Origin of the sequence: Novosphingobium flavum, from assembly GCF_014230315.1 — a bacterium.
GTDB lineage: Bacteria > Pseudomonadota > Alphaproteobacteria > Sphingomonadales > Sphingomonadaceae > Novosphingobium > Novosphingobium flavum.
This window is the reverse complement of record NZ_JACLAW010000006.1, coordinates 1-12,849: the sequence shown is the minus strand read 5'-3', so window position 1 is coordinate 12,849 and position 12,849 is coordinate 1. Positions and strand designations below refer to the sequence as shown.

At 68.0% G+C, this 12,849-nt stretch carries 15 protein-coding genes; 3 read left to right on the top strand and 12 right to left on the bottom strand.

The window, feature by feature from the left end:
• Window positions 1-24: 24 nt before the first annotated feature.
• Window positions 25-690: a DUF2490 domain-containing protein gene (locus H7F51_RS08470; protein ID WP_185663830.1), complete on the bottom strand. Its 666-nt coding sequence runs from the start codon at window positions 688-690 to the stop codon at window positions 25-27.
• A 201-nt stretch (window positions 691-891) separates the two neighbouring features.
• Here H7F51_RS08470 and H7F51_RS08465 point away from each other — a divergent pair, with 201 nt between their 5' ends.
• Entirely contained in the window at window positions 892-1,173 is a 282-nt protein-coding gene (locus tag H7F51_RS08465; RefSeq protein WP_185663829.1) for a glycine zipper 2TM domain-containing protein, read from the top strand.
• Window positions 1,174-1,234: 61 nt separating this feature from the next.
• Here H7F51_RS08465 and H7F51_RS08460 read toward each other — a convergent pair whose 3' ends face one another.
• From H7F51_RS08460 to H7F51_RS08450, 3 genes are all read right to left on the bottom strand, one after another.
• On the bottom strand, window positions 1,235-2,023 hold the full coding sequence (locus tag H7F51_RS08460; protein ID WP_185663828.1) for a LysR family transcriptional regulator: 789 nt from the start codon (window positions 2,021-2,023) through the stop codon (window positions 1,235-1,237).
• Window positions 2,024-2,096: 73 nt separating this feature from the next.
• Complete coding sequence (gene apaG, locus H7F51_RS08455; RefSeq protein WP_185664084.1) at window positions 2,097-2,495, bottom strand: Co2+/Mg2+ efflux protein ApaG; 399 nt, start codon at window positions 2,493-2,495, stop codon at window positions 2,097-2,099.
• A gap of 94 nt (window positions 2,496-2,589) precedes the next feature.
• Window positions 2,590-3,927: a PAS domain S-box protein gene (locus H7F51_RS08450; protein ID WP_185663827.1), complete on the bottom strand. Its 1,338-nt coding sequence runs from the start codon at window positions 3,925-3,927 to the stop codon at window positions 2,590-2,592.
• Window positions 3,928-4,156: 229 nt separating this feature from the next.
• Between H7F51_RS08450 and H7F51_RS08445 the strand changes: the two genes are divergently transcribed.
• Entirely contained in the window at window positions 4,157-4,621 is a 465-nt protein-coding gene (locus H7F51_RS08445) for a DUF6628 family protein (RefSeq protein WP_185663826.1), read from the top strand.
• A gap of 206 nt (window positions 4,622-4,827) precedes the next feature.
• Here the strand turns inward: H7F51_RS08445 and H7F51_RS08440 are convergent, their stop codons facing one another.
• Window positions 4,828-6,036: a trans-sulfuration enzyme family protein gene (locus tag H7F51_RS08440; RefSeq protein WP_185663825.1), complete on the bottom strand. Its 1,209-nt coding sequence runs from the start codon at window positions 6,034-6,036 to the stop codon at window positions 4,828-4,830.
• A 96-nt stretch (window positions 6,037-6,132) separates the two neighbouring features.
• Between H7F51_RS08440 and H7F51_RS08435 the strand changes: the two genes are divergently transcribed.
• Window positions 6,133-7,437, top strand: coding sequence for a phospholipid carrier-dependent glycosyltransferase (locus tag H7F51_RS08435; protein WP_246448040.1), 1,305 nt, complete (start codon window positions 6,133-6,135; stop codon window positions 7,435-7,437).
• A gap of 87 nt (window positions 7,438-7,524) precedes the next feature.
• On the opposite strand, the gene H7F51_RS08430 is transcribed toward H7F51_RS08435, so the two are convergent.
• The 7 genes from H7F51_RS08430 to H7F51_RS08400 all read right to left on the bottom strand — a co-directional run bounded on the left by H7F51_RS08430 (window position 7,525) and on the right by H7F51_RS08400 (window position 12,663).
• Entirely contained in the window at window positions 7,525-8,661 is a 1,137-nt protein-coding gene (locus H7F51_RS08430) for a glycosyltransferase (protein WP_185663823.1), read from the bottom strand.
• A 3-nt stretch (window positions 8,662-8,664) separates the two neighbouring features.
• Window positions 8,665-9,708 (bottom strand): 3-isopropylmalate dehydrogenase, encoded by a 1,044-nt coding sequence (gene leuB, locus H7F51_RS08425; protein ID WP_185663822.1) that lies wholly within the window; start codon window positions 9,706-9,708, stop codon window positions 8,665-8,667.
• A gap of 15 nt (window positions 9,709-9,723) precedes the next feature.
• A complete protein-coding gene (recO, locus tag H7F51_RS08420) occupies window positions 9,724-10,350 on the bottom strand; it encodes a DNA repair protein RecO (RefSeq protein ID WP_185663821.1) in 627 nt (208 codons plus the stop codon).
• A gap of 40 nt (window positions 10,351-10,390) precedes the next feature.
• Window positions 10,391-10,663, bottom strand: a complete 273-nt coding sequence (locus tag H7F51_RS08415) for a hypothetical protein (RefSeq protein ID WP_185663820.1) — start codon at window positions 10,661-10,663, stop codon at window positions 10,391-10,393.
• A gap of 70 nt (window positions 10,664-10,733) precedes the next feature.
• Complete coding sequence (locus H7F51_RS08410) at window positions 10,734-10,982, bottom strand: accessory factor UbiK family protein (RefSeq protein ID WP_185663819.1); 249 nt, start codon at window positions 10,980-10,982, stop codon at window positions 10,734-10,736.
• A gap of 37 nt (window positions 10,983-11,019) precedes the next feature.
• The gene (locus tag H7F51_RS08405) at window positions 11,020-11,574 is read right to left on the bottom strand and encodes a TspO/MBR family protein (protein ID WP_185663818.1); all 555 of its coding nucleotides are present in this window, start codon (window positions 11,572-11,574) and stop codon (window positions 11,020-11,022) included.
• A gap of 285 nt (window positions 11,575-11,859) precedes the next feature.
• A complete protein-coding gene (locus H7F51_RS08400; protein WP_185664083.1) occupies window positions 11,860-12,663 on the bottom strand; it encodes a TlyA family rRNA (cytidine-2'-O)-methyltransferase in 804 nt (267 codons plus the stop codon).
• Window positions 12,664-12,849: the final 186 nt, after the last annotated feature.

Below are 12,849 nucleotides of genomic sequence, written 5' to 3'. Positions count from 1 at the left end.
TTTGCTGTTGGGTTGCTCCTGCGATCAGTAAGTCGCGGAGAGGCTCAGCATGGCGACGTGATCGTCGGTATCGGCGCCGGCGCGCACGAAAGTGTGCTGGTTGAGGTAGCCGGCCTCGAGCGAGATGTGCTTGGACAGCGGGGTCGAGACCGACAGCACGGTGCGCATCCGGTCCAGCCCGTCGGTCTTCTGGAACGAGGTGCGGCCAAGGTCGATGAACGGCTCGTTCGAGAGGTTGAGCGTGGTCTTGCCGTAGATCGGCAGCGAGGCCTTGATGTAGGGACGCAGGCGCCAGCCGGTGCCGACGGTGCCATCACGCCAACGCGTTTCCATCCGCATCCGTCCGCTCAGCTTCACCGGGCCAAGCGCGGCGAAGTTGTCGACCTGGACCTGCGAGCGCACGCGGTGTTCCATCGCGGTGAAGCTGCCGTGCGAATAGTTCGGATCGTGGGTGTAGCCGGCGGCGACGGTGACGTTCTTGACCTTGTAGCCGAGCAGGAGGTTGTTCTCGACCTCGTAGAGCCCCTTGGCGTCGCTTGTGCGCACGACGGTCTCGTTCGACACGCGCCACGGGCCGCCGAGCGCGACGGTGACGGCAACCGTGCCCCAGGCCTGGGTGTCATCGGCCATGGCCGGGGCGGAAAGGCCCACGGCGGCAAGGGGGACGAGGGCAATTGCGAGCTTCTTCATGGAGAAAGGGCCTCTGCGGCATTGTCGATGAGGCCCGTTATGACGCTTGTGTGACAGTTCAGAGACATTTCGGACATATTTATGACACCGGCCGGACATGATCCGGGGCCGGGGCGGCGCGCGGCCCTTTTCTTCGGGCACTTATCCGGGCAGGATGCGTTCAACGGGGGACAGTTTACGCATTCTGCCAAGGAAACGACCATGAAACGCTCTTCTTTCGCTCTCTCCTCGGTGACGGCTGCGGCCTTTGCCCTTGCCCTCGCCGGGGCCTCGACCAGCGCCGAGGCGCGCACCTGCAAGCGCCTGAACAAGACCGAAGGCGCGGCAATCGGCGCGGTCGGCGGTGCGGTGCTCGGCAATGTCCTGCTGGGCGGCGCGGGCGGCACGATCGTCGGCGCGGTGGGCGGCGGCGTGGCCGGGCACGAGATTGCCCGCAACAAGTACAACAAGAACTGCGGCCGGTATTATCGCAAGAAGCGCTAAGGCGCGGCCGGGGCAGCGACCAACGGAAAAGGGCGGCCGGGGCCGCCCTTTTTTGTGGGGATCAGTCCGCCGTCAGCGCCGCGACGAGGGCCTTGACCTTCTTCTGGCGCCACTGCGGCAGCGGGGCGACCAGCCAGTAGCCCCGGCGGCAGTCCTCCACCTCACCCAGGTCGGCGATCCGGCCGGCGGCGAGCCAGGCCTCGGCCAGCAAGTGCGGAACGCGGGCGCGGCCCAGGCCAGAGGCCGCGGCCGAGAGGGCCAGCCCGGCATCGCCGACGTGGACCGGCGGTTCTTCCGCGCCTTCGCCCTGCGGCGCCGGATCGCCGGGCCAGGCGATCCACGCCCCCTCACCCACGGTAACGCGGCGGGCGGGGCCGAGCGGGAGCCCTTCGAGTTCGCCCGGTCCCTCGGTCCAGCGCACGGCGAGATCGAGGTTGGCCTCGGTGAAATCGGACTGCTCGCCATCGACGAGGACGTAGCGCACCTCGGGATGGGCGGCGCGGAAGGCGGCGAGGCGCGGGGCGAGCCACGTGGCGAAGAAATCGCGCGGCGCGGCAATGGTATAGACGTGGCTGGCCTGACCGGCCTGCATCGCCTGGACCGCATCCTCGAAATGGAGGAAGCCGGTGCGCAGCGGTTCGAGCCCGGCGGAAGCCTCCTCGGTCAGTTCGAGGCCCTTGGAGGTGCGGCGGAACAGGACCACGCCGAGCAGGTCCTCGAGCGCGCGGATCTGCTGGCCGACGGCCGCCGGGGTCACCGCCAGCTCGTCCGCCGCGCGGGTGAACGAGAGGTGGCGCGCGGCGGCATCGAACACGCGCAGGGCATTGAGCGGCAGGTGGGTGCGCTTCATCTTGGCCCTGATCTAGTGCGCGGTTGCGGCAAGGTAAAGCAGGCTGGGCGTGCTACCCGCGCCGCCGCCCGCTTCAACCCGCCGTGGCGGGCGCGGCAAGGGGGAAGTAGGGGATCGCCACCTCGAAGCGCGAACCGTCGCCGCGCTGGAAGGTGTAGTGGCCCTCCATCGAACCGTGCGGGGTGTTGAGCGGGCAGCCCGAGACATAGTCATGGCTGTGGCCCGGCGTGATCAGCGGCTGTTCGCCGACGACGCCCTCCCCCTCGACGATCGAGACGAGGCCGTGGCCGTCGGTGATTCGCCAGTGGCGGGTGAGCAGGCGGATCGGCTGGTCCGAATCATTCTCGATCCGGATGTGATAGACCCAGAACCACTTGCCCGCATCGATCCGCGACTGTTCCGGCAGGAAATTCACCGCGACTCGCACGGTGACGTCCTCGGTCAGGGCAGCATGCTGGAACAGTTCCTTCATGAGGGACATAGCTACCCTTTCCGTGCCATCTGGAAAACCCACTTTGACGCCGGGCGGTTCCAATTCGGCGGGCAATTTTCGCTGCGGCCGTCCTTCAGGCGAGCACCCCGGCGGCCGGACAGGCCATCTCCCAGCGAAAGCCGCCGGGCGGATAGCTGGTCTCCACCCGCGCGCGCAGCTTGCCGCGCGGGACGTCGGTGATCAGGCGGCTGCCGAAACCGTGGACCACGGGCTCGGTTACCGGCGGCCCGCCGGATTCGGTCCAGCTCATCAATACCGCGCCGTCGGCGTCGCGCCCCCAGGCGATCCCGACCCGGCCCTCGGGAACGGAGAGGGCGCCATATTTCAGGGCATTGGTGGCCAGTTCGTGCAGGGTCATGCCGATCGTTTCCGCCGCGGTGGGGGTGACCGCGAGCGCCTCGCCGGTCCGGGTCACCTGAGCGATCGATTCGCCAAGGAAGCCGAGCTGGACCTCGATGAGTTCGGCCACCGGGATATTCGACCAGGCGCGCCGCACCAGCAGGTCCTGGTTGGCCGCGAGGCCGCCGATGCGCCGCTCCAGCCGCGCCACGAAATCGCCCTGCCCTGCCGCGTTGTTGGCCGAGCGGCGGGCCAGCGACTGGATCATCGCCAGCATGTTCTTGGAGCGGTGATTGACCTCGAGCATCAGCAGCTCGATCCGCTTCTCCGCCTCGCGCTGTTCGGTGATGTCGGTATTGGTGCCGAACCAGCAGTAGATCTGCCCGGTCGCCCCCCGCATCGGCACGGCGCGCGAGAGGAACCAGCGGTAGCGGCCATCCGAACCGCGCAGCGGGAACGTGTCCTCCCACTCGGTCCCGCTCTCCACGCAGCCGCGAAACTTCGCGGTCACCGCCTCGACGTGATCCGGGTGATGGACCGCCTGCCAGCCCCAGCCCTGCATCTGCTCGAAATCGGTGCCAGTATAGTCGTACCACCGCCGGTTGTACCAGGTGAGGGCGCCGTCGGGCCCGGCGATCCAGGCAAGTTGGGTGATATTGTCGGCCATCAGCCGGAAGCGGTTCTCGCTGTCGGCCAGTGCCTGCTTGACCCGGCGGCTTTCGGTGATGTCGCGCGCGATCTTGCTGGCGGCAACGACATGGCCGGCCTGATCATAAACCGGCGAGACGGTGACCGCGACGTGGACGTCGCTGCCGTCCTTGTGGCGCCGGACCGTGTCGAAGGTGGGAATGCGCTCGCCCGCCGAGATCGCGGCGAGGATGCGGTCTTCCTCCGCCTGGCGGTCGCAGGGGATCAGACAGCGGATCGACTGGCCGATCATTTCCTCGGCCGTATAGCCGAAGATCCGCTCGGCCGCCGCGTTCCAGCTCAGGACCGTGCTGTCGAGCGACTTGCCCACGATCGCATCGCTCGAGCATTCGACAATAGCGGCGAGCAGGGAGCCTGCGTCCATCAAGGGTTCCATTGCACGTGTCGACTTCTGAAGCTGGAATGACCGTCCGGTGCCGGTTTCACAACCGGAAATGCCCAACCCCGCAAATGGCTAACGCCGGCAATCGATTCAGGTTCCGCTCGGCTCGCCGCAGCACGGGACGACACCAGCGACCCGCCGCGACAATTTGCCCCTTGTTGTTGCAAACGCTTCGCATTAGCAGTTATGCCTCGTCAGCAAGGAGACCCCCATGGCCACCCGCCCCGCCCCCGCTTCCGCCCAGATCCCGGCCCTGCGCCGCACCAGCTCGCGCCGCGCCCTGCTCAACGCACCGCAGGGGGCGGCCGACCGCCTGACCCTGTTCGCGCTGCGGCGGATGGCGCTTGCCGGGCTGAACGACGCCGTGGCGGCCAATGCGATGTTCAACGGTTTCGGCATTGGCTTTCGCCGTCCGCTGGTCCTGCTGCGGGCGACCATGCTCGAACTGTCGGCAGGCGCGGCGCGGACCATCGCGCTGGCGCCGGGCTGTTGCCGCAAGATGACCGCGGACGAGGCGCGCATCCTCGCGGTCCTGCGCCATGCCCCGGCCGACGAGCCGCGCGCGCGGCGCCATCTTGCCCGGCTGACCGGAGCGGAGGAAAGCCCGCGCGTGCTGTGCACCGCGAGCGCCTATGGCTGGGCCTTGCGCGACCTCGGGCGGCCGCTGGGAAGCTGAGTTTTTTGTTTGGTGCGCCTCCTGCATCCGCAGGAGGCTTGCGGCACCGGCCCGCTCCCCCGGCCCAACCACCCACAGGGTACACTCAATGGGTGGTTGGGCCGGGGGAGCGGGCCGGTGCCGCGCAAGGGGAAAGCTCAGCTTGCCCCGATCCATGCACCAGACTCGCCGCAAGCCCTTGGCGGAGGCCAAGGGCGCACCGTAACTTAAAGCCCGGCGGCGGTGAGGGCCTGGTCGAGATCCTCGATCAGGTCGGCCGGGTCTTCGAGGCCGACGTTGAGGCGCAGCATCCCATCACCCACGCCCATCGCGGCGCGGCCTTCGGGGCCGACGTTGTGGTGGGTGGTCGTCGCCGGGTGGCACATCAGCGAGCGGGTATCGCCGATGTTGTTCGAGATATCGATCAGTTGCAGCGCATCGAGCAGGGCCCAGGCCTGAGCGCGCCCGCCATCGAGGATGATCGAGAAGATCGCGCCGGGCATGGTCATCTGCTTCTGCGCGAGGGCGAACTGCGGATGGCTTTCGAGGCCCGGGTGCATGATCTTCGGCACGCGGGTTTCGAGGAAGCGGCCGACCTCGAGCGCATTGGCGCTCTGCTGGCGCAGGCGCAGGTCCATCGTTTCCAGCCCCTTGAGCACGACCCAGGCGTTGAACGGCGCGAGGTTGGGCCCGGTGTTGCGCTGGAACGGGAGCAGCTTGTCGTTGATGAACTCGGCCGTGCCGCAGACCGCGCCAGCCATGACCCGGCCCTGTCCGTCCATGAACTTGGTGGCCGAATAGGCCACGACGTCGGCCCCGAAATCGAGCGGGCGCTGGATCACCGGCGAGCAGAACGCATTGTCGACCACGGTGACGATGCCGTGGGCCTTGGCCAGAGCGCTGACGAAGGCCATGTCGACGATTTCGAGCGTCGGGTTGGCCGGGGTCTCGTAGAAAAAGACCTTGGTGTTGGGCCGGATCGCGGCTTCCCAAGCGGCATTGTCGGTCGCGTCGATCACCGTGCCCTCGATCCCGAAGCGGGGCAGCAGCGAATCGACCAGCCAGCGGCACGAGCCAAAGGCTGCCTTGGCGGCGACGATGTGATCGCCGGCCGAGAGCTGGCAGAGCAGGGCGGCGGTCATCGCGGCCATGCCGGTGGCCTGGGTGCGGCAAGCCTCGGCCCCTTCCATCAGGGCGATGCGCTCTTCCAGCATGGCAACCGTGGGGTTCTGCAGGCGCGAATAGGTCATGCCCGGCTGTTCACCGGCGAAGCGAGCGGCGACGGTGGCCGCATCGTCGTAAGTGTAGCCCGAGGTGAGATAGAGGCTTTCGCTGGTCTCGCCGTGTTCCGAGCGCCAGGTGCCGCCGCGCAGGGCTTGCGTTGCGGGGCGCCAGTTGCGGGTGACGGTGCGATCGAGGCCGGTGGTCTTCTTCATGGGCCTGTCCCTTAGTTTCGGCGGCGCGCCGGGGCAAGCGCGCTTGCGCAAGGCCGCCCTCGCCCGCTATCCGCGCTGGCGATGCTGCGCGCCCACTTGAACCGAACCCTTCCCGGCCAGATCGGGCCCGGCCAGGCCGATAAGGACCCGATCGCGTGGTGCGGCCTGGTCGCCTTCGCCTTCCTCGCCCTGCTGTGGATCCGGCTGCACGTGCCTTCGCGGATCTATTTCGATGAGGTCCACTATGTGAAGGCGGCCAAGGTGCTGCTGACCCTGGCCAAGCCCCAGAACCCGGAGCATCCGCTGGTCGGCAAGGAGCTGATCGCGGCCGGGATCGCCCTGCTGGGCGATACGCCGCGGGCGTGGCGAACCTTTCCGGCGCTGTTCGGCAGCCTTGGCCTGTTCGCCTATAGCCGCGCGCTGTGGCTGGCGAGCGGGCGGACCTGGGCGACGGTGGCGGGGACCCTGCTGCTGGCGGGCAACTTCGCCTGGTTCGTGATGAGCCGGATCGCCATGCTCGACATGTTCATGGCGAGCTTCGTCATGCTGGCGATGTGGATGCTGGCGGGGGCCGTGCGGTTTCCGGGACAGGCGCGCTGGCGGTCGTTGCTCGCGGGGGTGTTCCTTGGCCTTGCGCTGGGGGCGAAGTGGAACGCGGTGGCGGCGGCGGCCCTGCCGGGGCTTGGCTTCCTGTGGCTGCGGGTAAGGCGGCATGGGCGGAAGTTCATGCTGGCGACCGAGGGTGCGCCGGTGCCGGGGATCAGCCTGGCCGAAGGGGCGCTGTGGCTCGGCACGGTGCCGCTGCTGGTCTATTTCCTGACCTTCCTGCCGACCTTCTTCTATGCCGAGCGGCCGGTGAATCCGCTGAAGCTGGTGGAATACCAAGGCTACATGCTGCGGTTGCAGGAATCGGTGAAGAAGCACCATCCCTACCAGTCGGTCTGGTGGGAATGGGTGATCGACAAGCGTTCGATCTGGTTCCTCTACCAGAACATCGACGGGGCCCAGCGCGGCGTGGTCATGCTGGGCAATCCGCTGGCGATGTGGGCGGGGCTGCCGGCGGTGGGCTGGGCGCTGTGGGCGGGTTTGAAGAAGGGCCGCAAGGACGCGCTGGCGGCTGCGCTGTTCTATGTCGCCTGCGTGACGATGTGGATCCGCAACGGCAAGCCGGTGCAGTTTTATTATCACTACCTGCTGCCGGGGGCTTACCTGATGGCCTGCCTTGCGCTGGCGCTGGATGAGATCGCACGGCGCAGGGACCGCTGGCGCTGGGTGGGGCCGGGGGTCGTGGCGCTGGCGCTGGTGCTGTTCGCGGTGTTCTTCCCGATCCTCTCGGCGGCGGCGCTGTGCTGCGGGCACAAGAGCTTCGAGTTCTGGATGTGGCTACCCAGCTGGCGGTGAGGCTGTTGGTCGCACCAGGGCCCGCCCCGCTGCGAACACCGCTGGCTGGCTCGCTGCCCCTCCCGCCTGAGGGAGGGGATCAGGCCCTCAGTACTTGCCCCAGACGAACTTGCTGCTCAGCGCGAAGTTCCAGACCGAGCCGAGGACGATGCCGATGATCACGGCGACGAAGTCGTGGAAGCCCATGGCTTTGAGCGCGGCGGCGGAGCCGACGTTGGTGAGCAGGCCGAGCGAGCAGGTCAGGGCGAACTTGGCCCAGCCGCGCAGCAGCGGGGTGAAGCCGCGCAGGCGCTTGTCGGAATAGGTCAGCTCGTTGTTGAGGACGAAGTTGAAGCTCATCGCCACGATGGCCGCCAGCGAATTGGCGACGTTGAAGGTGGTCTCGTTGGTCCAGTGGCCGTAGACGAAGCGTTCGCCGAAGACGAGGTGGAGCAGGAACCACAGCGCGCCGAGCTGGACCGCGACGCCCATCGCGCCGACCGTGCCGAACAGGGCGAAGCGGGTGGGGATGATGCGGCCGAGCCACTTGTCGTAAAGCCCGACGAGGAATTCGAAGACCACCGTGCGGTCAAGCTTCGATTCGCCTTCGGCGCGAGCGGCGAAGTTCATCGGAAATTCCTTGATCCGCAGCGGCGCGTCGACCGTGGCGAGGATGTCGAGCAGGATCTTGAAGCCGACGCCGGACAGGCGGTGGGCGTCCTTGCGCAGGGTTTCGGTGCGCAGCATGAAATAGCCGCTCATCGGGTCCGACAAAGTCACGCCGGTGACCTTGCGGGCGAGCTTGTTGGCCATGCCAGAAGCCTTGACCCGGTCGGGCCGGCCCCAGGCATCGGTGCTGGCGCCCTCGGCGAAGCGGCTGGCGTAGGACAGGTCGTGTTCGCCGCTTTCGATCGCGGCGAGCATGCCGGGCAGCAGCTCCGGATCGTGCTGGTGATCGGCGTCCATCACCGCGACGACGGGCGCGGCGGTGGCGCACATGCCCTCGATCGCGGCCGAGGAAAGCCCCCGGCGGCCGATGCGCTGGAGGATGCGGACGCGGCGGTCCTCGTTGGCGAGGACGCGGGCTTCATCGGCCGTGCCGTCGGGCGAGTTGTCGTCAACGACGATGACTTCCCACTCGATCCCGGTGAGCGCAGCGTCGAGCCGCTGGACCATCGTGCGCAGGTTGCCGCGTTCGTTGTAGGTCGGCAGGACGATGCCGAGCCGGATGTTCCCCCCGCTCATGGCTCAGAGCCTTTCGAGCACGGCATCGCCGATGGCGGCGGTGCCATAGGAGCCGCCGAGATCGCCGCCGAAAATGCCGTCAGCCAAGGCCTTGGCCACGGCAGCTTCGATCCGCGCGGCCTCAGCCTCAAGGCCGAACGAGTGGCGCAGCAGCATGGCGGCGGAGAGGATCGTGGCCATCGGGTTGGCAAGGCCCTTGCCGGCGATGTCGGGCGCCGAGCCGTGGATCGGCTCGTAGAGGCCCTTGGTTCCGACAGCCATGGAAGCCGAGGCGAGCAGGCCGATCGAGCCGACGCACATCGAGGCCTGATCGGAGAGAATGTCGCCGAACAGGTTGCCGGTGACGATCACGTCGAAAGCGCCGGGGTTCTTGACCAGCTGCATCGCCGCATTGTCGACATACATATGGCTGAGTTCGACGTCGGGGTATTCGGCGGCGACCTCGATCACCGTGTCGCGCCAGACCTGCGAGGTTTCGAGGACATTGGCCTTGTCGACCGAGCAGAGCTTTCCGTTACGCCCTTGCGCGGCCTTGAAGCCGACATGGGCGATGCGGCGCACTTCGGCGTCGGTGTAGCTCATCATGTCCCAGCCGCGGCGGCCGCCGCCGGGGAGATCGTCGATCCCCTTCTCGCCGAAATAGACGTCGCCGTTGAGTTCGCGCACGATCAGCAGATCGATCGCACCGGCGACTTCGGGGCGCAGGGCCGAGTGGCTTTCGAGGCCCGCGAAGACCCGCGCGGGGCGCAGGTTGGCGAAGAGGCCGAGTTCCTTGCGCAGGCCGAGGATCGCCTGTTCCGGCCGGAGGTGACGCTCCAGCCCGTCACACTCGAAATCGCCGACCGCGCCGAACAGGATGGCATCGGCGGCGCGGGCGATCTCCAGCGTCGCTTCGGGCAGCGGATGGCCGTGCTTGCGCCAGGCGGCGCCGCCGACATCGCCCTCGACCAGTTCGAGACCGGGCAGACCCAGCGCCTTGAGCACCCGCACCGCTTCCTGCGTGACTTCCGGACCGATCCCGTCGCCGGCGAAAACCGCAATCTTCATCTCGAACCCTGCCTGCTATTCCATCCTGCCGAGCCGCTCCCGCAGGAGGGCGCGCGCCGCCATAACATCGGATCGGCAGGTCGCAAGCGGATAGCGCGCCAGAGCAGGGCCGAGACGGTCCAACAGGGCCAAATTCGCCGAAAAATCGCCTCGCGGCGGGAAGGGCGGCGGGGCGCCGTAGCCGAGATCGCGCAGCAGCAGGGCCTCGTAGGACACCATGGCGGGGAGCCAGCCGCGTGCCGAGGGGGCATGGCACACCGCATCGAGCAGGGCCGACAGGGCCTCGTGCAGCGCCGGAAAGGGCTGGCGTTCGGGGAGCGCGGCGGCGGTGAGCGCAGTGGCCCAGTCAATCGCGGCGGCGGGCAGCGGTTCGGTGAGGAAGGGCGCGCGGCTGGCGGCGAGTTCGATCCGGGCGAAAGGCAGCTGGCTTTCCGAGCGGGCGCGCCATTCCGCGGCGACCGAATTGCCGGGGATCAGCACCGGGCGCAGCTGCCGCCCGCGCCCGCCGGCGACATAGGCCGCGACGAGGCCGGACTGCGCGGTGAGCAGGCGGACGATCACGGCCGTCTCGCCGTGGGGGCGGACGGCACAGACGATGGCTTCGCGCGAAGCCTCGGCATCATCCGGTTCGGTCGGCGTCATGCCCGCAGGTCTAGGCGCCCGGGCGGCGCGCGCAAGATGGTCAGGCCGCGGGCGATGCGCCCTCGCCCTTGCCCAGCCGCTCGCGCCGCTCGGCCTTGTCCCGCGTGATCAGCGGATTTTCGGCGCGGCCCATGGTCCAGTTGCGGCCGAAGCGCACCGTGGGATTGGGGGCGCACCAGATCTCACCGCTGTCATCGAGGGCCGTGACCCAGATCAGGTTATGCTCCTGCCCGTAGTCGATCAGGCCGAAGGCATAGCCCGGCCCCTTGCCGAGCACGTGCAGCGGGATGGCCGGGTTGAGTTGTGTAAACACAAGCAATTCCTTGCAAATTCCATCGCAAGGAAAGCGGAGATGGCACGCGTTGGTTCCCGCGCGGCGCGGCTCAGCCGCCGAGTTTCGCTTCCAGTTCGGCGATGCGGGCTTTCAGCTGTTCGGCTTCCTCGCGCGCCTTGGCGGCCATGTCGCGCACGGTCTCGAACTCCTCGCGGCTGACGAAATCGAGGCCGCCGAAGCTTTCCTTGAACCGCTCGCGCGCCGCTTCGGCCGCTTCGCGGCCCATGCCGGCAAAGGTGCCTGCCGCGCTGTTCACCAGCTTGGCGAGGTCTGCGAAAAGGGGGTTGTCGCTCTGCATGGGGCCTAGATGGCCTCTGCCTCGCTCCGGCGCAAGATCAGATCTGGACCCGGGTCACGGCATTGGCGGAGCTGTACCCGGCCGCCTCGGGGTTGGCCTCGATGAACTGCCAGTTGAGTAGGGTCGCAAAGCAGACCCAGGCGAGATAGGGCAGGAGCAACAGCGCCGCCTGGTAGCGCACCCGCCAGAAGGCGATGACCGTGAGCAGGACCGCGATGTCGAGCGCGGCGAGCACGTAGAGGGCCGCGCTCATCTTGTGCAGGCCGAAGAAGACCGGGGACCAGGCAAGGTTGACCAGCAATTGCAGGACGAACAGCGAAAGGGCGAGGCCCCGGCCCGAGGCGCCGCGCGCGGCGCCGATCATGGCGGCGGCAAGGCCCATCAGCAGGTAGAGCAGGCTCCACACGATGGGGAAGGTTTCCGGCGGGGGATAGAGCGCCGGCTTGGTGAGCGAATAGAACCACGGACTGTCAGCGACCGAGCCGCCGGCCTTGCCCGAGAGGAAGCCGAGCAGCATCACCAGCGGCACGAGCACCAACGCCCAGCGCAGGAAGGAAGCCCTGAGCTGACCGGACGACGCAAGCTGATTCATGCTACCTCACGCTAAGAAGAAAGACCGATTCGCTCTGCGCCCGCGTGGATATTGGCGGCGGTAGAGTCGACTGGCAATTCCTCCGCATCGGACCTGTCCGGAATGAACAGGCTTCCTGCCCATAGGGGCTAGGACGGAACGTCATTCAGCCCATGGCGGCCTGCAAATCCCGATTTCCCGTGCTTCCGGTGCTCACGTACTTTGAGTACGCTGCGCTCCGGGTCACGAAAAACCACGATTTTCGGATGCCCTGACCTGAATGTCGATCCGTCCCAACGCCAAAAATCAGCCGCGTTCGGCCGAGACGAGGAACTCGACATTGCCCTCGGGGCCCTTGATCGGGCTTTCGACGATGCCCTGGATGCGCCAGCCGGCGGCCTCCAGCCATGCGCGCACCTCGTCGCAGACGCGCTGGTGGAGCGCGGGATCGCGGACCACGCCGCCCTTGCCCACTTCGGCCCGGCCGACCTCGAACTGCGGCTTGATCAGGGCGACGAGCCGGCATTTGGGCGCGGCCAGCGCAAGCGGCACTTCCAGCACCTTGGCCAGGCCGATGAAGCTGGCGTCGCAGACCACCCAGCCGCACGGCGCGTCGATTTCGGCCGGGGTGAGGATGCGGGCGCTGGTCTGTTCGAGCACGGTGACGCGCGGGTCCTGCCGCAATTTCCACGCAAGCTGGTTCGTGCCGGAATCGACAGCGAAGACCCGCACGGCGCCGTGATGGAGCAGGACGTCGGTGAAGCCGCCGGTGGAGGAGCCGATGTCCATCGCGGTTGCCCCGGCGGGATCGAGGGCGAAATGTTCGAGCGCGTGGGCCAGCTTGATCCCGCCGCGCGAGACCCACGGATGATCGCGCCCGCGCACCTCGACCGGGGCATCGGCGGGGAGCGACTGGCCGGGCTTGGCCAGCTTGCTCTCGCCCGAGTAGACGAGCCCGGCGAGGACCAGGGCCTGGGCGCGGGTGCGGCTTTCGGCAAGGCCGCGATCGACCAGCAGCTGGTCGAGCCGGATCTTGCCGACCTTGGCCGACCCGGCTTTGCCAGCAGGAGACTTTTTCGCGGCAGGGTGAGCGGTGGGACGGTCGGTCATCGGCCTTGCGGGGTTGTGCAGGAGCGGCTGCTCATTCCATACCGGCCCGATGAAGGCAAATCGCGCGCTGGCCCCGGTCCTGTTCCTGTTCGTCGCCGCCTGCGGCGCCGTGCCCAAGGCGGCGCCGCCCCCGCCCCGGCCGGTGACCCCTGCCCCGCCGCCGCCCGCGCCGCCGCGGCCCGCGCC